The sequence below is a fragment of the Arthrobacter sp. AD-310 genome (assembly GCF_054656615.1).
In genome coordinates this window covers 39,083-56,726 of record NZ_BAAHNO010000002.1, presented here as the reverse complement: position 1 = coordinate 56,726, position 17,644 = coordinate 39,083, and the positions used below count along the sequence as shown (strand labels likewise).

Sequence of the window (17,644 nt, the reverse complement as noted above, 5' to 3'; positions counted from 1 at the left end):
CAGCCGGACACCGCGCCGGCAGCGGTCCACGTCCACACCGTCCACCCCGACCCCGCGGACGCGGAGCGCCACGCCAAAGCCGAAGCCACCCGGCTGGCCCTCGCCAACATTGCGGCGGCCGCGCACGCGGCACACCTTCACGACGACGAGGTGGCGGCCGCCAAGCAGGCACAGCCCGCCCAGCCCGTTGCACCCGCAGCAGGTGAGAAGCACGACGGCGACACCCCGGCCCGGCCCGCGGCCGTCCTGACGTTCGGCGGCGAGAAAGTCGCGCTGCCGTTCGTGGAGCACACCGAAGAGCAGCCCGTGCGGCCGGCCCTGACCCTGGACCGGCTTGCGGAAGCCTTCGCCCACCTGGGTGAGCCGGCACCGGCCGCTGAGGCACCTGCTGCCGAAACGCCGGCTGCGGAAACGCCCGCCGCGGCAAAGCCGGCCGAAGAACCGGCAAACGAACGGCCGCTGCCCACCCCGGCCGCCGAACCGCAGGCCGCCCCGGCGCCGGCTGACAAGGACTGGTCGGACCACACAGCCGACCAGTCCCGGCAGCGGCGTCCGCGGCGCAACCGCAGCGCCAGCCGCGCCCAGGGAGCTGCGAACGAAACATCGGTCCAGCAGCACGAGAACGTGCCGGCTGCCAGTGCAGGCCACTCCCATGCGGCGAAAGCCCCGGAACCTGCCCGGAGCAGGGAAGCCTCTGCCAAGCCGGCCGAGGCGCCCATCATCCTGGGCGTGGGAGTCCCGGCCTCGGAGCTCTAGAAGCCCTTTCCGGATGCCCGGTACCGCCGCACACGTGGCGGTACCGGGCATCGCCGTTTAACCCGGGCCGGCAATGGATGTCACCTTTCAGGCGGAGACAGCAAACCGGCTAGGCTGGGGAACCGACACGGGGTGCCGCGCGAAGGGCCGGCTGAGATCCAGACCCGTTGAACCTGTCCGGCTAGTACCGGCGAAGGGATGTCCATTGTCTTCGACCCTTGTTATGCCTGCCGAAACCAGCCAGCGCGCTGCTGCCCAGCCCGGCGCAGGCCGGGACGTTCCGCGGGTCCTGTCCATCGCAGGCTCCGACCCGTCGGGCGGTGCCGGGATCCAGGCCGACCTGAAAAGCATTGCCGCCCACGGGGGCTACGGGATGGCCGCAATCACGGCCCTGACCGCGCAAAACACGCGCGGCGTGGCGGCGGTGCACGTCCCGCCAGCGTCGTTCCTGACCAGCCAGCTGGATGCCATCAGTGACGACATCAGCATTGATGCAGTGAAGATCGGCATGCTGGGCGACGCCGGCGTGATCGGGGCAGTGCGGTCGTGGCTGGACAAGGTGCGTCCCGCCGTCGTGGTTCTTGACCCGGTGATGGTGGCCACCAGCGGTGACCGGCTGCTTCAGGAGACGGCCGAGGCGGCGCTGCGCGACCTGCTTCCGCTCGCCCACCTCATCACGCCCAACCTCGCCGAACTGGCCATGCTCCTCGGCGAAGAAACATCGGACACCTGGGCAGGAGCGCTGGAACAGGGCAAGCGGCTGGCCGAGGCCACCGGCGCCACCGTGCTGGTCAAGGGCGGACACCTTGCCGGGGCACAGTGCCCGGACGCCCTGGTCAACAGCCGCGGGCTGCTGTCGGCGGATGTGGTGGAGGTGCCAGGCAGCCGGGTGGCAACGCGGAACAGCCACGGTACCGGGTGTTCGTTGTCGTCGGCGATGGCTACCGTCCAGGCGCGGCTGGGGGACTGGGAGGCGTCCCTGCGCGAGGTCAAGCCCTGGCTCGCCGCTGCCCTGGAAGCGTCGGAAGGCCTCGAGGTGGGCGGGGGCAACGGGCCCGTCAACCACTTCCACCACCTTCAGGCCGTGCCGCAGGAGGGGGCCTTTGCGGCCCGGCTGTGGGCGGAGGCGGAAGCGGACCTGGCCGCAATCTATGAGCTCGATTTCATCAAGGGGCTGGCGTCGGGGAACCTGCCCGAAAAGGAGTTTGGCTACTACCTGGCCCAGGATGCCATCTACCTCAACGGGTACTCCCGGGTCCTCGCCCGCGCCAGCGCCCTGGCTCCCAGCGAGGCCGAACAGCTTTTCTGGGCCGGATCCGCGCAGCAGTGCCTTGAGGTCGAGTCCGAGCTGCACCGTTCCTGGCTTGGCACCCGCACCGTGAAGCCGGAACTTGGCCCGGTCACGAAGTCCTACGTGGACCACCTCACCGCCGCATCGGCGTCGGGCAGCTATGCGGTGCTGGCCGCCGCAGTCCTGCCGTGCTTCTGGCTCTATGCGGAAGCCGGGAAGACCCTGCACGCGCAGTTCGTGGCCGCAGGCGAACCCGACGGGCACCCGTACGCGGACTGGCTCCGGACCTACGCTGACGAAGGCTTCGCGGAGGCAACCCGCAAGGCCATCGCCATCGTGGACCGGGCCGGGCGGGACGCATCCGGGCAGGAACGCGCAGCCATGGCCACCGCCTTCAAGCAGTCATGCCGCCTCGAAGTGGACTTCTTCGACGCGCCGCGGCTGCACTCCTGAGCCGTCCGCAGGCGCTCCGCCGGTATCATTGCAGGGCGCCGGTCCCGCCGCGAAGCCTGGCTGTGGTTCTTATCACAGCCGGCGCGCCGGAACCAGCCTCATTTGCGGCCGAAGAGGAAATTAGCGTAATCTAGTTCTTCGGTGCTTACGCCAACACTTGGGTTATGACCCCACGGCGTTGAGGCACAGCGGGAAACCAGCCATTTAGCAGCCGGTTCCGCACGCAAATTTAGTTAGAAACGTCGAGAGAAGTGAGTTCCCAAGTGGTGTACGCGATTGTCCGCGCAGGCGGCCGCCAAGAGAAGGTTTCCGTCGGAGACTTCGTTACCCTGAACCGCGTCGCCGGTGGAGCCGGCAGCACCATTGAGCTGCCCGCACTGCTCCTGGTGGACGGTGACAAGGTCACCTCCGCTGCTGCTGACCTGGCCAAGGTGACTGTCACGGCTGAGATCCTCCAGGACCTCCGCGGTCCCAAGATTGTCATCCAGAAGTTCAAGAACAAGACCGGTTACAAGAAGCGCCAGGGTCACCGCCAGGAACTGACCAAGGTCAAGATCACCGGCATCAGCTAACCACCGGTTACTGTTCAGGTTTTTCAACAGATTCCCCGAATTCTAAAGGCAGGCATTTGAGATGGCACATAAAAAGGGCGCGAGCTCCACTCGCAACGGTCGTGACTCCAACGCACAGTACCTCGGCGTCAAGCGCTTCGGCGGCCAGGTAGTTTCCGCCGGCGAGATCATCGTCCGCCAGCGTGGCACCCACTTCCACCCGGGCGCCGGCGTTGGCCGTGGCGGCGACGACACCCTGTTCGCACTGACCCCGGGCGCCGTTGAATTCGGCACCCGCCGCGGTCGTCGCGTCGTCAACATCGTTGCTGCTGCAGCTGCAGAGTAACAACCGGTTCGGAAGAGGGGGAGCGGGCCCCGTTCCCCCCTCCACTGTTCTTTTAACCGCACTACAATCGATAGGGCGTCGTGGACGTCCCGCAAACAGCATTGAGGAGATTTACGTGGCCAGCTTTGTAGACCGGGTAGTACTGCACGTATCCGGCGGTACCGGCGGCCACGGATGCGTCTCCGTCCACCGGGAGAAGTTCAAGCCGCTGGGCGGCCCCGACGGCGGCAACGGGGGCAACGGCGGCGACGTCATCCTACGCGTCGACCACCAGACCACCACGCTCCTCGACTACCACCACGCCCCCCACCGGCACGCCACCAACGGCGGCCCCGGCATGGGCGACTGGCGCGGCGGCAAGAACGGCGAATCACTCATCCTGCCCGTCCCGGACGGCACCGTGGTCAAGTCCAAGGACGGCACGGTCCTGGCGGACCTTGTCGGCGAAGGGGCGGAGTACGTCGCCGCTGCCGGTGGCATTGGGGGACTGGGCAACGCGGCCCTGTCCTCGCAGAAGCGCCGTGCGCCCGGATTCGCCCTGCTCGGCATCGAGGGCGAATCCCGCGACATCGTCCTTGAACTGAAGTCCATCGCCGACATCGCACTGGTCGGCTTCCCGTCCGCAGGCAAGTCGAGCCTCATCGCCGCGATGTCTGCTGCCCGCCCGAAGATCGCCGATTACCCGTTCACCACACTGGTCCCCAACCTGGGCGTCGTCCAGGCCGGTGACGTCCGCTTCACCATTGCCGACGTCCCCGGGCTCATCGAGGGTGCCAGCGAGGGTAAAGGCCTCGGTCACAACTTCCTCCGGCACGTCGAGCGCTGCGCCGCCCTGGTCCACGTCCTGGACTGCGGCACGCTCGAATCGGACCGCGACCCCCTCACCGACCTCGCCATCATCGAGGCCGAACTTGAGAAGTACGCCGTCGACATGAGCTACGCCGGGCAGGACGGCGAAGTCGTCCCGCTGAACCACCGTCCCCGCCTGGTGGCGCTGAACAAGGTGGACCTGCCGGACGGCAAGGACATGGCCGGATTTGTGCGGCCCGAACTGGAATCCCGCGGCTACCGGGTGTTCGAAGTATCCGCCACCAGCCATGAGGGCCTCCGCCAGCTCGGGTTCGCGATGGCAGAGATCGTCAAGGCTGCCCGTGACCAGGTCGCCGCCGCCCCGCCGAAGGTGCAGCCTGCCGTGCTGCGGCCCCGTGCCGTCAACGAGACCGGGTTCCGGATCCGGCGGGAGGAAAAGAATCTGGAGCCCCTGTTCCGCGTCCTTGGCGAAAAGCCCGTCCGCTGGGTCAAGCAGACCGACTTCACCAACGAGGAAGCCATCGGCTACCTTGCCGACCGCCTGGCCAAGCTCGGCGTTGAAACGGAACTGTTCAAGTTGGGCGCCAAGCCCGGCGACACCGTGGTGATTGGCGAGGACGACGGCGTCGTCTTCGACTGGGAGCCCACCATGATGGCCGGCGCCGAACTCCTGGCCTCGCCGCGCGGCACCGACATCCGGATCGCCGACGTCGGCGACCGTCCCACCCGCAGCCAGAAACGCGAGGAGCAGCAGGAACGCCGGGACGCCAAGGCTGCCGCCCGCGCCGAGCTTGAAGCCGAGCGCAAGGCCGGCATCTGGACAGAGTCCGTCAGCGGACGCCGCGCGGCCAAGCCCCTCAAGGAGAGTGGACTGGACGCCGATGAGTTCTAGGGCAGCCGCCGCGGAACTGGCAGGTTCGGTGGACAGGAGTGAGCTCGCCAACGCCCGGCGGGTTGTAGTGAAGGTCGGCTCGTCCTCCCTGACCAGCATCAAGGGCGGGATCTCGGAGGAGTCCCTGACGGCCTTGGCTGACGCCCTGGCCGCCAAAAGGAACGCCGGCACCGAAATCATCCTGGTCTCCTCAGGTGCCATCGCAGCAGGCCTGGCGCCGCTCGGCCTTGCCAAGCGGCCCCGGGACCTTGCCACCCAGCAGGCCGCGGCGAGCGTTGGCCAGGGCCTGCTTATGGCCCGGTACACCCAGGCGTTCGGTGCCCACGGCGTGACGGTCAGCCAGGTGCTCCTGACCGCGGAAGACCTGATGCGGCGCAGCCAGCACACCAACGCCCTGCGCGCCATGGACAGGCTCCTGAACCTCGGCGTGGTCCCCGTAGTCAACGAAAACGACACCGTGGCCACCCATGAGATCCGCTTCGGCGACAACGACCGCCTCGCCGCCCTGGTTGCGCACCTGGTCCGGGCGGACGCGCTCGTCCTGCTGTCCGACGTCGACTCCCTCTACGACGGTCCGCCGTCGCTCGGTGCCAAACGGATCCCCCTGGTGGAAGGCCCCCACGACCTGGACGGCGTCACCATCGGCAAAGCCGGCAAGGCCGGCGTCGGCACGGGCGGCATGCTCACCAAGGTCGAAGCCGCCACCATGGCAGCAGGCTCCGGCATCCACGCCCTGGTGACATCGACACCCAACGCAGCCGCCGCGCTGAACGGGGAGGACGTGGGCACCTGGTTCACCGTCAACGGTGCCCGCAAGCCCGTCCGGCTCCTCTGGCTGGCACACGTCGCCTCGGTGCAGGGCCGGCTTGTCCTGGACGACGGCGCCGTGCGCGCCGTCCGGCACCACCGCACCTCCCTGCTGCCCGCAGGCATCTCGGCGGTGCACGGTGTTTTCGAGGCGGGCGACGCCGTCGAAATCGCGGGTGCCGACGGCACCGTGGTCGCCCGGGGGCTGGTGAACTACTCGTCGGAAGAACTGCCCCGGATGCTGGGCCGGTCCACCAAGGACCTTGGCGAGGAACTGGGCAGCGGCTACGACCGCGAAGTTGTTCATGTTGACGACCTCGTGCTGGTCTGAGCTCCCGGCTCGCCTAAACTTGGAACATGACTGAAGCCCTGATCTCCAACACTGCTGAAAACTCCGCAGACGCTGCCGCTGCCGGTGCGCAGCCGGTTACGCCTGCAGCAGCGCCGGAATCAGCCGCTGAATCCCGCAGCGAAGCTGAGGTCCAGGCCGCCGTCCACGCAATCGCGGACCGTTCTCGGCACGCCGCCCGGCGGATGGCCATGGCCAACCGCGCCTGGAAGGACCGCGCCCTGCGGGCCGTCGGCGACGCCCTTCAGGAGAACTCCCAGGCGATCCTGGCCGCCAACGCCAGGGACGTGGCCGCCGGCAAAGCCAACGGCACCTCCACGGCCATGCTGGACCGGCTCACCCTGACCGAAGCCCGCATCGGCGGACTCGTTGCCGCACTCGAAAACCTGGCCAACCTGCCCGACCCCGTGGGGAACGTCGTCCGCGGACAAACCCTCCCCAACGGCCTGCGCCTGCGCCAGGTCAACGTGCCCATGGGGGTGGTCGCCGCCATCTACGAGGCCCGGCCCAACGTTACGGTCGACATCGCCGGACTGGCACTCAAGAGCGGAAACGCTGTCATCCTGCGCGGCGGCAGTGCCGCCGCGGCAACTAACGAAGTCTTGGTGCGGGTGCTGCGTGAAGCACTGGAATCCGTGGGCCTGCCCGCCGACGCCGTCCAGACCGTGGACCAGTACGGCCGCGCCGGCGCCAGCGTGCTCATGCGCGCCCGCGGCCGCGTGGACGTGCTCATTCCCCGCGGCGGACGCGACCTCATCCAGACCGTCGTCAACAACTCCGCCGTCCCGGTCATCGAGACGGGGGAGGGGAACGTCCACATCTTCATCGACGAATCGGCCAATGAAGAGATGGCCGTTGAGATCCTGCTCAACGCCAAGACGCAGCGTCCCAGTGTCTGCAACACCGTGGAGACCCTCCTGGTGCACTCCGGATCGACGGTGCTGCCGGCCGTGGCCGCCGCACTGAGCAAGGCAGGGGTCCGTCTGCACGCCGACGATCGCATCCGCGCCGCGCTGCCCGCCTCCATCGACTCCCAGCCCGCCACCGATGAGGACTGGGGGACCGAGTACATGGACCTCGACCTCGCCGTGGCAATGGTTGACAGCCTGGACGAGGCCGTCAAGCACATCCGCACCTGGTCCACCGGGCACACCGAGGCCATCCTCACCAACGACCTCGCCAACGCGGAGCGGTTCATCGCCGAGGTGGACTCGGCAGCCGTCATCGTCAACGCGTCCACGCGCTTCACCGACGGCGGGGAACTGGGGCTGGGCGCAGAGGTCGGCATCTCCACGCAGAAACTGCACGCCCGCGGTCCCATGGGCCTCACCGAGCTCACCACCACCAAGTGGATCGTGCAGGGCGAAGGCCAGGTCCGCGCGTAGCAACGCGGTAACATAGACCAGACGCCAGAAAGCAGTGGAAACTTCCGCTGCCCATCAACCATTTTGAACTTTTAGGGGAGAAAATGCTGTTCCAGCAGATCGCCATGACCGTCGCCGAAGGCGAAGAACACGAACTCGCGCCATTGTGGGCTGAGCCGTGGGTCTTCGGCATCGTCATTTTCGCAATCTTCCTGGTCATGATGTTCGTCACCCTCTCCTACACCAACCTCGGCAACCGCCACGCCCCCACCGAGGAGCACGCGGACCCGCACCGCCAGCACCCGAACAAGCACGATCACGGGCAGGGCCACTAACATTTCCCGCGTGCTCCGCCACCGCGGAACCAACGGCCGGCTGCGCCTGGGCGTGATGGGCGGGACATTTGATCCCATCCATCACGGCCACCTGGTCGCAGCCAGCGAAGTGGCCGCCGAGTTCGACCTCGACGAGGTGGTATTCGTCCCCACGGGCCAGCCCTGGCAGAAGTCCCACAAGCAGGTCAGCGAACCCGAACACCGGTACCTCATGACGGTTATCGCGACCGCCTCGAACCCGCGCTTCACCGTGAGCCGCGTGGATGTTGACCGTCCGGGGCCGACGTACACCATCGACACCCTGCGGGACCTGCGGGCCCAGCGCCCTGATGCAGACCTGTTCTTCATCACCGGCGCTGACGCCCTGGCACAGATTTTGTCGTGGAAAGACATCGACGAGCTGTGGTCCTTGGCCCATTTCGTTGGTGTGACACGGCCCGGCCATGAGCTCGACGGCATGGGCCGGGATGACGTCAGCCTGCTTGAGGTACCGGCCATGGCCATCTCCTCAACCGATTGCCGCACCCGCGTGGCCGCGAACAACCCTGTCTGGTACCTGGTTCCGGACGGCGTGGTGCAATACATCGCCAAGTACGGCCTCTACGCCCAGGAGCCGGCCAGCGGGAACGAACCATCGTCCGAAACCCGTGAACCCGCCAGTACCGAATGAGTTTTCCATGAGCCAGGAACAGCCCCCCATCCGCAGCCGCCGGGAACTCCGGCAGGCCAGGGCCGCCGAGCAGGCGAACCTTGCCGAGGGCGCGGAGCAGCTTAGCCCTGCCACGGAAGGGCAGCCTGCGCAGCCCGCCGCCAGCGCGCCAGCCGCCGAAAAACCGGCTTCGGGCACGGTCAAGGCTGACAATCCGCCGGCCGCGGGCCTGCCTGCAACAACTGCCTCTGCCGGCCCGACAATGGCCCCCGGGGCCGGGGCCGCCGAGCAGGCGCCCGTACAGACTCCCATGCAGCGGTCGTCCCAGATCCGCGCGCGTGACCGTGCAGCCCTGCGCACCATCAAGGAACTCGAAGAAAAGGAAGGGCAGCTCGCCGCGGGCGGGCCGCCCACCCGGCGTCAGCTGCGCCTCCAGCAGCTCAAGGAACAGGCGCTGACCGCTGCCAACCCGGTGGTTCCGCCGGCAGCCGGGGCGCCGGGTGCTGCCCCCGCCGCGTCATCCGCCGCTGCGGCTTCGGCCGGCGCAGGAACGCCCGGTCCGGCAAAGGATCCTGCAGCGCCACCTGCCGCGGAGGCGGAAGCACCGGACTCCGCCGCCACGCCGCGCCCTTCCGGTCCCGCGGGCATGACTGTGGAACAGGCCCTGGCTGCCCGTGCCCTGATCGCTGAACAGGCCCGGAACCAGATCGCCAAGATGGAGCACATCGCCTCCATGGATCCGGAAGCTATCGACCCCGACATCCTGGCAGAACAGATCGCCCTGGCCGAACGCGCCGCGGTGATGAACCGGCGTGCCATCGCGAGGCAGAAGCTGGCAGAGCAGGCGGGAGCCCCGGCCGGTCCGGCGAAGGACGCGGGAGCAAAGGAATCCGGTGCCAAGGAAACTGCCGCCCCCAACCGTCCCGGTCCGTCAACGGCAAACAACCTGGCCATGGTGACCCCGCTGGAGTTTGTGCAGGTGCCGGGTGTGGACCGTCCCGTCATGAAGCCGCCGGCAACCTCCCATGTTCCCGTCACCACCGGGCCCGGCACGAAGGTGCCGGCAGGCACTGGCAAGCGGCGGCCGTCGAGCCGCCCCGCTCCTGCCAAGGCTGACGCTGCGTCGGGACGCTCCCAGGTCATTGCCCGTGCCGAGGCCGCCGCCCGGGCAGCCACCCGGCCCAAGCCGGTGATGTTCCCGGAAAACCAGGTGGACCATCTCCAGGAGGACCTTCCCCGGATTCCGGCCAGCGCGGCGCACGGATTGGACCCGCTGGACGCTGCCACCGCCGGCCTGGCCCGGGCTCAACGGAACCGCGTGCTTCAGCTGTGCATCCTGCTGTTCGGGCTGGTGGCACTTATTTCCGGCATTTTCCTGATCATCAGCGGCATGACCCGCTGACCGGTCACCAGCACAAACTTTCACACCAACAAGGAGTCCCGTGACCGCATCAGATACATCCATCACCATTGCCCGCACTGCTGCCCGGGCAGCAGCGGACAAGATCGCCCAGGACATCGTGGCCCTGGACGTCAGCGAGCGGCTGGCGCTGGCCGACGTCTTCCTGATCGCTTCCGCACCGAGCGAGCGCCAGGTCAACGCCATCGTTGACGGCATCGAGGAAGAGCTGGCCAAGCAGGATCTGCGGCCTGTACGCCGCGAAGGCCGGTCCGGCGGACGCTGGGTGCTGCTTGACTACTCGGACATCGTCATCCACGTCCAGCACGAGGAGGACCGGGTGTTCTACGCCCTCGAGAGGCTCTGGAAGGACTGCCCCGTGGTGGACCTTCAGCTCGGCGACGACGCTTCTGCGAAGGCAACGGCAGCGTCCGACAGCGAGTAAGTCCGCCGCCAATCTACCGAATATTCCCGATTTGGAATTTTCGGAATTGCTGTTCTAAGATATTGGAGTTGCTTCGGGGAAATCCGAAAGGAAAGATCCATGGAGCAGCAATAGTTCGGGGCTGTGGCGCAGCTGGTAGCGCACCTGCATGGCATGCAGGGGGTCAGGGGTTCGAGTCCCCTCAGCTCCACCGGAAAATCCGCTGGAATCATTTGATTCCGGCGGATTTTTTTGTTGCCTGGCCGACCCGGGTGCCAGCCACCCCCGCCCCGCGCCCGGGGGGCGAAATTCGGTCGAAGCCTTAATTTCGTCTGCCCGAAGGCCCTGGGGCATGGCTTTTCCGCCGATTTGGCATGCAGCCCTCCGGTACTCTAAGCTGGTCAGGTTGCTCCGGCCGGTACGGCCCGGACAACGATCCAAGGGGCTGTGGCGCAGCTGGTAGCGCACCTGCATGGCATGCAGGGGGTCAGGGGTTCGAGTCCCCTCAGCTCCACCGGGATCTCCAGCAGGAGAACAAAAGAGGAACCAATCCGAGAGGATGGTTCCCTTTCTGTTTAAGCCCCGGCAAGTTCGCTCATCTGCCCAAGCCCTTGCTACATCCACGCCGTCCGGCGCAGCGGGGGCTCCTCACCGCCTGGCCGGCGGACCAGCACCTGGTTGACGCCCGTGAGGTTCGCTTCAAAGCCCAGGGCGCTGGCAGCCATGTACAGCCGCCACACCCGCACCCGGCCCGGGCTGGTCAGCGCCACGGCCTGGTCCCAGCTCTCCTCCAGCCGCTTCACCCACGCGCGCAGCGTCAGGGCGTAGTGCCGCCGCAGCGCCTCGACATCCAGGACTTCGAAACCTGCCGCTTCCAGGGCCGTGACCATCTCGCCGAGGCTGATCATTTCGCCGTCGGGGAACACGTACCGGGGGATGAAGGAATCGGGGTCCGGGCTGGTGGGTCCGGCGTTCCAGGAGATGGCGTGGTTCAGTAGCCTGCCGCCGGGAGCCAGAAGGGCGAACAGGGCAGCAGCATAGCCGGGGGTCTGCTCGCGCCCTACGTGCTCGGACATCCCGATCGAACTGATCGCATCATAGGGCCCGTCGCTGATGTCCCGGTAGTCCTGGACCCTGATGTCCACACGCTCGGTCAGCCCGGCTTCGGCGGCACGTTTCCGGGCCAGGGTGGCCTGTTCGCGGGACAGGGTGACGCCCACAACCGTGGCCCCATACTTGCCGGCGGCGTGCAGGGCAAAGCTGCCCCAGCCGCAGCCCACGTCCAGGACCCGCATTCCCGGCTTGAGCCCCAGCTTCCGGCAGACGAGGTCCAGCTTGGCTTCCTGCGCGGCATCCAGCCCTTCGGCACTGGCGGAATCTGCTCCGGGCGTTCCTGCGTCCGCGGGCCAAACGGCACAGGAGTAGACCATTGATGGTCCCAGCACCAGCCCGTAAAAGTCGTTGCCGACGTCGTAGTGGTGCGATATGGCCGCCGAGTCCCGGCGGCGCGAGTGCAGCCTGCCCTTCCGGCTGATCCGGGCCTCTTCGGGCGGCGGGGCAGGGTTGGGCCCCACCGCCCCCAACCGGACGGCGGTGCCGGCCAGGGTCAGCAGCTCGCCCGGCGTCAGGGGCCGGAAGGGTCCGGGTTCGGCAAACTTCCCGGCGGAACTCAAGGCCGTGAAGGCGGCAAATATGTCACCGGGCGCGTCGATTTCGCCGGCAACGTACGCCCGGCTCAGGCCCAGCTGGCCGGGGGACCACAGCATCCTGCGGAGGGCCCGCCGGGAACGGAATTCCAGCACGGGGGCGTCTTCCGGTCCTGCTTCCGACCCGTCCCAGGCCTTGAGCCGCAAGGGGATCTGCCCGGTGCCCAGGACGATGCCCAATGCTTTGGCCAGCCTGCCGGCGGCCCCGCGTTGTGTGGTCATGATCGCTGCCTCCTTCTGCCAGGGTAGCCCTGACGGGCTGACCGCCTCCGGTGACGTACCGGGGCGGTTCCATGGCCCCACCCTAAGGCCCGAACGCCCCGCGCGACTATGATGGGGGAGTGAATTCAGTCCGGACCGGTGTCGCCGTCATCGGCGCCGGACAGGCTGGTCTCTCGGCTGCCTACCACCTGCAGCGCCGCGGGCTTGACCATGTGGTGTTCGACGCCGAGGAAGGCCCGGGGGGTGCGTGGCGGCACCGCTGGAAAAGCCTCAGGATGGCCACGGTCAACGGCATCAGCGACCTGCCTGGCATCGCCAAGCCCGCTGTGGACCCCCGCGAGCCAAGCTCGGAATTTTTGACCCGCTACTTCGGCGCGTATGAGGACGAGCTGGGCCTGGCGGTACGCCGGCCCGTCAAGGTCCGCGCGGTCAGCCGGGAGGACTCCGACCCTGCCGGCAGGCTGCTGGTTTCCACGTCCGACGGGGACTGGTCGGTCAAGGCCGTCATCAACGCCACCGGAACATGGACGCGCCCCTTCTGGCCCATCTACCCCGGTCAATCCACCTTCCGGGGCCGCCAGCTGCACGTGGCCGACTACGTTGCCGCCGAGGAGTTCGCCGGCAAGCACGTCGTCGTCGTGGGTGGCGGGATTTCCGCCGTCGGCCTCCTCGACGAAATCTCCCGGGTGACCTCCACCAGCTGGTTCACGCGGCGCGAGCCGGCCTGGCGCGACGACGCCTTCGATTCCCGCGCCGGCCACGATGCCGTGGCCCTCGTGGAGGAACGCGTGCGCAAGGGGCTTCCACCGCAAAGCGTCGTGTCCGTGACAGGCCTGATCTGGACACCCGCCCTCAGGGCCGCGGCAGCCCGCGGTGCCCTGGACCGGCAGCCCATGTTCACTGCCATTGAACCGGACGGGGTGCGGCTGGCCGACGGGCGGTTCCTGAAAGCGGACGTCATCCTCTGGGCCACAGGCTTCCGGGCCGAACTTGAACACCTGGCCCCGCTCCACCTCCGCGGTCCCGGCGGTGGGATCGCGATGGACGGGACCCGGGTTGCAGCCGAGCCGCGCGTCCACCTGGTGGGCTACGGGCCGTCGTCGTCCACCATCGGCGCCAACCGTGCGGGCCGGGCCGCCGTCGCCGCCATCCTCCAGCTCCCGGGAGTGGCGCCCGCCGCGGAACCGGTAACGTGGGGCTGAAGTGCGCACGGGTGCACAGCAGTGACGAAAGAAAGCAGCAGCAGGTGCCAGCACGCGATCTCGACGACGTCTTCCGGGTGCTGCGGCGGCGGCCTGACGTTGAGGCGCCCAATCTCCAGGCGTGGGACGCCACCGACCGGTTGCTGCTGGAAACCGCCGCGGGGTACACTCAGCCGGGCGGGACGCTGGCAGTCATCGGCGACCGTTACGGTGCGCTGACCCTTGGCGCCATCGCGGCGCTCGGACCCGGGACCGTCCGCGTGCACCAGGACCTGATCACCGGCGAACGCGCCCTGCGGCTCAACGCGGAGGCGTTGGCGGCGGCGCGGGCCGCCACGGCAGCGGACGACGGCGGCATGCGCCAGGTGCCGGGCTTCGAGCAGGTGCCGCTGGGCCCCGGTCTCCTCTCCGGGGCGGACACCGTGCTCCTGCAGCTGCCCAAAACCCTGGCCGAACTGGAACAGACCGCAGCTGCCGTAGCCAGGCATGCTCCCGCCGGGGTCACACTGCTCGCCGGCGGGCGTGTGAAGCACATGTCCCTGGGCATGAACACCGTCCTGGAACGCTACTTCGGGTCCGTCCAGCCGCAGCTCGCCCGTCAGAAGTCCCGCGTGATCCTGGCCACCGGCCCGAAACCGCCGCAGGAGCCGGACCGTTTTCCCGTCGTCGAACACCTCGCCGAACTGGACCTGCACGTGGCAGCCCACGGCGCCGTGTTCGCCGGCCCCAGGCTCGACATCGGCACCAGGTTCCTGCTGACTTTCCTGCCCGCCATGGCGCCCGCCCGCCACGCCGTCGACCTCGGCTGCGGCACCGGAATCCTGGCCGCCATGTACGCCCGGCAGTTTCCTGGCTCCATGGTGACGGCCACGGACCAGTCGGCCGCCGCGGTTGCATCCGCCCAGGCAACCGCCCGCGCAAACGGGCTCGAGGACCGCGTCAGGGTCCTGCAGGATGACGCCGTCAGCACCCTCGAACCGGGCAGCGCGGACCTGGTGCTGCTCAACCCGCCGTTCCATGTCGGGGCCGGGGTTCACGCGGGCGCGGGGTTGAAAATGATTGAGGCCGCCGGACGCGTACTCACGCCCGGCGGCGGGCTGTGGACGGTTTTCAACCGGCACCTGCCCTACCTGCCGGCGCTGGAACGGAACGTCGGCCCCACCATCGTGGAGGGCCAAAACCCCAAGTTTTTGGTGGCACGGAGCACTAAACGCAGGGTTTGGTAAAGGCGAGCCACAGCGTTCGGTAAAAGTATGCACAAGCCCTGCCGCGCCGCGGTCCCGCCTATGGGTCTGTGTCCATGCGTAACGTACGATTCAAGCAGCACCACAACCACGTGGCCAAAGATGTTTAGGGGACACCGTGACTGAGATCCGCCAATCCTCACCGAGGCGCGGAACCAACCTGCCCAGGATGGGGGACTTCAACCTGACGGTGATCCTCGACGCGATCCGCAGGACTTCGGGCGGGCTGAGCCGGGTGGAACTCGCACAGATCGTCGGCCTGTCCCCGCAGACCATCTCCAACATCTCCCGCCGCCTCCTGGACCAGCACCTCATCGTCGAGGCCGGCAAGGAAGGCAGCGGACCCGGAAAACCGCGCACCATCCTTCGCCTCAACCCGGGTGGCATGTACGCCCTGGGCGTGCACCTGGACCCGGCCGTTACCACCTTTGTTGTCCTTGACCTGGTGGGCGCCGTAGTCCGCCACTCGCGGATCAGGACACCCGGCGGAAACGACCCCTCCGCGGTCATCAGCACCATCGCCGCCGAGATCGCCAAGCTCGTCGAGGATTCAGGCGTGGACCGGGAGAGGATCGCCGGGCTGGGGGTAGCCGCCCCCGGACCCATCGACCTGGATAACGGCACCGTGGTGGATCCGCCGCTGCTCCCCGGCTGGGACCGGGTGGAGCTGCGCAACGCACTGTCCGACGCCACCGGCTACTCGGTCCTGATGGACAAGGACGTCACCAGTGCCGCCGTCGCCGAGACCTGGGCCGGCGGTCCGAGCGGTGCCGGCAGCTTCGTTTTCATGTACATGGGCACCGGCATTGGCTGCGGGATCGTACTCAACGACGAGGTGGTCCGGGGAACGTCCGGCAACGCCGGCGAAATCGGCCACATCGTTGTGGACCCGGACGGCCCCCGGTGCGACTGCGGGCTGCGCGGCTGCGTGAAATCGTCCTGCATCCCCCAGGTGCTGGTGGCTGAAGCCGAGGCCGCGGGGATTCTGGACGGCTCCAGGGCCGGGAACAGCGGCGCCGAAGTCCAGCAGAGCTTCGCCAGGTTGTGCGAACTGGCCGACGGCGGGGACGAACGGGCCGCCGCCATCATCGACAAGTCCGCCGTCCTGGTTGCCCGGGCAGTCTCGGTGGTTACCAATACTTTGGACGTGGAACGCGTGGTGTTCGGCGGACCGTTCTGGAGTGCCATGGCTGAGCGTTTCCTGGCAAAGGTTCCGCCGCTGCTCGACGCCAACAGCGCCGCCCGGCTGATCCACCCCATCGAGGTGGTAGGCACAGGGGTAGGGGAGGACGTGGGGGCCATTGGCGCGGCCTCGCTGGTGCTCGAACACACCCTCGCGCCCCGCGCACAACGGCTGCTGCTGGAGAGTTAGTCGACTCATTGGACTAGTGTCTTGCCTGCGGCACCCTGCCCATCTAGCATGTGCATATTGCCGCGGCTGGGGCCCGCTGACAACGGGGTCCGCAGCTTTGAACCGAATGGAGCACCATGCGCTGCCGGGCCCTGAAGACCTTGTCCCTGATCTCCACCGCGCTGGTTGTTATGACGGCCTGTTCGCCCGGCACGCCTGATGAAGGCTCAAAGACCTTGAAGGTCGCCTACCAGAAGACCGACTCCTTCACCGCCCTGGACACCATGTTCCAGGCTGCCAAGGAGGAGTTTGAAGCCGCCAACCAGGGCGTCACCGTTGAGCTGCAGCCCATCCAGGGCAACGACGACGATTACGGCACCAAGCTGGCACTTGCCCTGCGCTCGCCGTCCACCGCGCCGGACGTGTTCTATGAGGACACATTCAAGGTCCGCTCCGACGTTGACGCCGGATACCTCCTGAAGCTCGATCCGCACCTTGACGGCTGGCAGGACTGGCAGAAGTACGATGATGCCGCCAAGGCCGCCGGTAAAGCGGACGACGGCGGCATCTACGCGGTCCCTCTGGGCACCGACACCCGGGCCATCTGGTACAACAAGAAAGTCCTCGCCGCGGCCGGCATCAGCGACCCCTGGCAGCCGCGCAGCTGGCAGGACATCCTGGATACGGCCCGGAAGATCAAAGCCAACGACCCCTCCGTCATCCCGTTCAACATGTACGCCGGCAAGGGCACCGGGGAGGGCAGCGTGATGCAGGGGTTCTACGAGCTGCTCTACGGCACCGGGTCCAGCCTGTACGACGAGGAAGACAAAAAGTGGGTGGTGGGATCTGCCGGGTTCACTGAGTCCCTGGCCTTCCTCAAGACCCTCTATGACGAACAGCTCGCCGTCCCGGCCGCCGAGGCGCTGGACGCCAACGTCTGGAAGAAAGTCTTCGGCGAATGGTTCCCCAAGGGGAAACTGGGCGCCACTGTGGAAGGCTCCTACGCGCCGTCGTTCTGGCAGGAGGGCGGCAGCTACGCCTGGCCCGAGTACGGACAGGACATGGGCGTGGCGCCGTTCCCCACGCAAAACGGTGAAGCCCCCGGGGCAGTGAGCATGTCCGGCGGCTGGACCCTGGCAGTGGGCGCCGAAACGAAGGAACCGGACCTGGCATTCAAGTTCCTCACCACGGCGTTGAACCAAAAGAACTCGCTGGCGTTCACCGTGGAGAGCTCCCAGATTGCCGTCCGCTCAGACGTCGCCGCCGACCCCGGCTACCAGGGAGGCAACCCGTTCGTGAAGGACGTCTCCGACCTCGTGTCCGTCACCCGCTACCGGCCCGCTACCTCCGACTACCCGCGCATCTCCGCAGCGGTGCAGGAGGCGACGGAGGCCGTGATCACGGGAACCAGGACACCGGAGCAGGCCGCCGCGGACTACGACGCAGCCGTCACCGACATCGTGGGCGCCGACAAGACCGTCCGGAAGTAGCCT

General features: G+C 67.7%; 15 protein-coding genes, 2 tRNA genes, 1 pseudogene and 1 riboswitch. Of the genes and pseudogenes, 17 read left to right on the top strand and 1 reads right to left on the bottom strand.

Annotation, left to right across the window (positions count from 1 at the left end; genetic code table 11):
* The 13 genes and pseudogenes from ACYQ1Z_RS00885 to ACYQ1Z_RS00825 all read left to right on the top strand — a co-directional run.
* Positions 1 to 756 (top strand): annotated as a pseudogene (locus ACYQ1Z_RS00885) (ribonuclease E/G); the annotation flags it as partial.
* A 118-nt stretch (positions 757 to 874) separates the two neighbouring features.
* A riboswitch (TPP riboswitch) is annotated at positions 875 to 972 on the top strand.
* Positions 973 to 979: 7 nt separating this feature from the next.
* Entirely contained in the window at positions 980 to 2,500 is a 1,521-nt protein-coding gene (gene thiD, locus ACYQ1Z_RS00880; protein ID WP_459790520.1) for a bifunctional hydroxymethylpyrimidine kinase/phosphomethylpyrimidine kinase, read from the top strand.
* Positions 2,501 to 2,763: 263 nt separating this feature from the next.
* Positions 2,764 to 3,072: a 50S ribosomal protein L21 gene (rplU, locus tag ACYQ1Z_RS00875; RefSeq protein ID WP_056336264.1), complete on the top strand. Its 309-nt coding sequence runs from the start codon at positions 2,764 to 2,766 to the stop codon at positions 3,070 to 3,072.
* A 61-nt stretch (positions 3,073 to 3,133) separates the two neighbouring features.
* Positions 3,134 to 3,397, top strand: a complete 264-nt coding sequence (gene rpmA / locus ACYQ1Z_RS00870) for a 50S ribosomal protein L27 (protein ID WP_009372867.1) — start codon at positions 3,134 to 3,136, stop codon at positions 3,395 to 3,397.
* Positions 3,398 to 3,512: 115 nt separating this feature from the next.
* A complete protein-coding gene (gene obgE, locus ACYQ1Z_RS00865; protein WP_459790458.1) occupies positions 3,513 to 5,099 on the top strand; it encodes a GTPase ObgE in 1,587 nt (528 codons plus the stop codon).
* Positions 5,089 to 6,237: a glutamate 5-kinase gene (proB, locus tag ACYQ1Z_RS00860; RefSeq protein ID WP_459790457.1), complete on the top strand. Its 1,149-nt coding sequence runs from the start codon at positions 5,089 to 5,091 to the stop codon at positions 6,235 to 6,237. Before obgE ends, proB begins: the two co-directional genes overlap by 11 nt.
* A gap of 26 nt (positions 6,238 to 6,263) precedes the next feature.
* Positions 6,264 to 7,640 (top strand): glutamate-5-semialdehyde dehydrogenase, encoded by a 1,377-nt coding sequence (locus ACYQ1Z_RS00855; RefSeq protein WP_459790455.1) that lies wholly within the window; start codon positions 6,264 to 6,266, stop codon positions 7,638 to 7,640.
* Between the two features lie 83 nt (positions 7,641 to 7,723).
* Complete coding sequence (locus ACYQ1Z_RS00850) at positions 7,724 to 7,954, top strand: hypothetical protein (RefSeq protein ID WP_459790454.1); 231 nt, start codon at positions 7,724 to 7,726, stop codon at positions 7,952 to 7,954.
* Between the two features lie 10 nt (positions 7,955 to 7,964).
* Positions 7,965 to 8,624 (top strand): nicotinate-nucleotide adenylyltransferase, encoded by a 660-nt coding sequence (gene nadD, locus ACYQ1Z_RS00845; RefSeq protein ID WP_459790453.1) that lies wholly within the window; start codon positions 7,965 to 7,967, stop codon positions 8,622 to 8,624.
* Between the two features lie 7 nt (positions 8,625 to 8,631).
* Positions 8,632 to 10,005, top strand: coding sequence for a hypothetical protein (locus ACYQ1Z_RS00840; protein ID WP_459790452.1), 1,374 nt, complete (start codon positions 8,632 to 8,634; stop codon positions 10,003 to 10,005).
* Positions 10,006 to 10,045: 40 nt separating this feature from the next.
* The gene (rsfS, locus tag ACYQ1Z_RS00835; RefSeq protein ID WP_459790451.1) at positions 10,046 to 10,447 is read left to right on the top strand and encodes a ribosome silencing factor; all 402 of its coding nucleotides are present in this window, start codon (positions 10,046 to 10,048) and stop codon (positions 10,445 to 10,447) included.
* A gap of 117 nt (positions 10,448 to 10,564) precedes the next feature.
* A tRNA-Ala gene (locus tag ACYQ1Z_RS00830) sits at positions 10,565 to 10,637 on the top strand.
* A 230-nt stretch (positions 10,638 to 10,867) separates the two neighbouring features.
* Positions 10,868 to 10,940: transfer RNA gene (locus ACYQ1Z_RS00825), tRNA-Ala, on the top strand.
* A 100-nt stretch (positions 10,941 to 11,040) separates the two neighbouring features.
* Here ACYQ1Z_RS00825 and ACYQ1Z_RS00820 read toward each other — a convergent pair.
* Positions 11,041 to 12,354 carry a class I SAM-dependent methyltransferase gene (locus ACYQ1Z_RS00820; protein ID WP_459790450.1) on the bottom strand — a complete coding sequence of 438 codons (1,314 nt, stop codon included), beginning with the start codon at positions 12,352 to 12,354 and terminating at the stop codon, positions 11,041 to 11,043.
* 119 nt (positions 12,355 to 12,473) lie between these two features.
* On the opposite strand from ACYQ1Z_RS00820, the gene ACYQ1Z_RS00815 reads away from it, so the two are divergent.
* The 4 genes from ACYQ1Z_RS00815 (at position 12,474) to ACYQ1Z_RS00800 (ending at position 17,641) form a co-directional block, all read left to right on the top strand.
* Positions 12,474 to 13,556 carry an FAD-dependent oxidoreductase gene (locus tag ACYQ1Z_RS00815; RefSeq protein ID WP_459790448.1) on the top strand — a complete coding sequence of 361 codons (1,083 nt, stop codon included), beginning with the start codon at positions 12,474 to 12,476 and terminating at the stop codon, positions 13,554 to 13,556.
* Positions 13,557 to 13,600: 44 nt separating this feature from the next.
* Positions 13,601 to 14,782 (top strand): class I SAM-dependent methyltransferase, encoded by a 1,182-nt coding sequence (locus tag ACYQ1Z_RS00810; protein ID WP_459790447.1) that lies wholly within the window; start codon positions 13,601 to 13,603, stop codon positions 14,780 to 14,782.
* Positions 14,783 to 14,969: 187 nt separating this feature from the next.
* A complete protein-coding gene (locus ACYQ1Z_RS00805; protein WP_459790519.1) occupies positions 14,970 to 16,172 on the top strand; it encodes an ROK family transcriptional regulator in 1,203 nt (400 codons plus the stop codon).
* Positions 16,173 to 16,288: 116 nt separating this feature from the next.
* Positions 16,289 to 17,641, top strand: coding sequence for an extracellular solute-binding protein (locus tag ACYQ1Z_RS00800; RefSeq protein ID WP_459790446.1), 1,353 nt, complete (start codon positions 16,289 to 16,291; stop codon positions 17,639 to 17,641).
* Positions 17,642 to 17,644 lie beyond the last annotated feature (3 nt).

Excerpts from the sequence above, each read along its gene's own strand:
- rpmA (WP_009372867.1), top strand. The coding sequence starts at position 3,134 with ATGGCACATAAAAAGGGCGCGAGCTCCACTCGCAACGGTCGTGACTCC.
- ACYQ1Z_RS00850 (WP_459790454.1), top strand. The coding sequence starts at position 7,724 with ATGCTGTTCCAGCAGATCGCCATGACCGTCGCCGAAGGCGAAGAACAC.
- ACYQ1Z_RS00855 (WP_459790455.1), top strand. The coding sequence starts at position 6,264 with ATGACTGAAGCCCTGATCTCCAACACTGCTGAAAACTCCGCAGACGCT.
- ACYQ1Z_RS00805 (WP_459790519.1), top strand. The coding sequence starts at position 14,970 with ATGGGGGACTTCAACCTGACGGTGATCCTCGACGCGATCCGCAGGACT.
- ACYQ1Z_RS00820 (WP_459790450.1), bottom strand. The coding sequence starts at position 12,354 with ATGACCACACAACGCGGGGCCGCCGGCAGGCTGGCCAAAGCATTGGGC.
- ACYQ1Z_RS00840 (WP_459790452.1), top strand. The coding sequence starts at position 8,632 with ATGAGCCAGGAACAGCCCCCCATCCGCAGCCGCCGGGAACTCCGGCAG.
- proB (WP_459790457.1), top strand. The coding sequence starts at position 5,089 with ATGAGTTCTAGGGCAGCCGCCGCGGAACTGGCAGGTTCGGTGGACAGG.
- thiD (WP_459790520.1), top strand. The coding sequence starts at position 980 with ATGCCTGCCGAAACCAGCCAGCGCGCTGCTGCCCAGCCCGGCGCAGGC.
- ACYQ1Z_RS00800 (WP_459790446.1), top strand. The coding sequence starts at position 16,289 with ATGCGCTGCCGGGCCCTGAAGACCTTGTCCCTGATCTCCACCGCGCTG.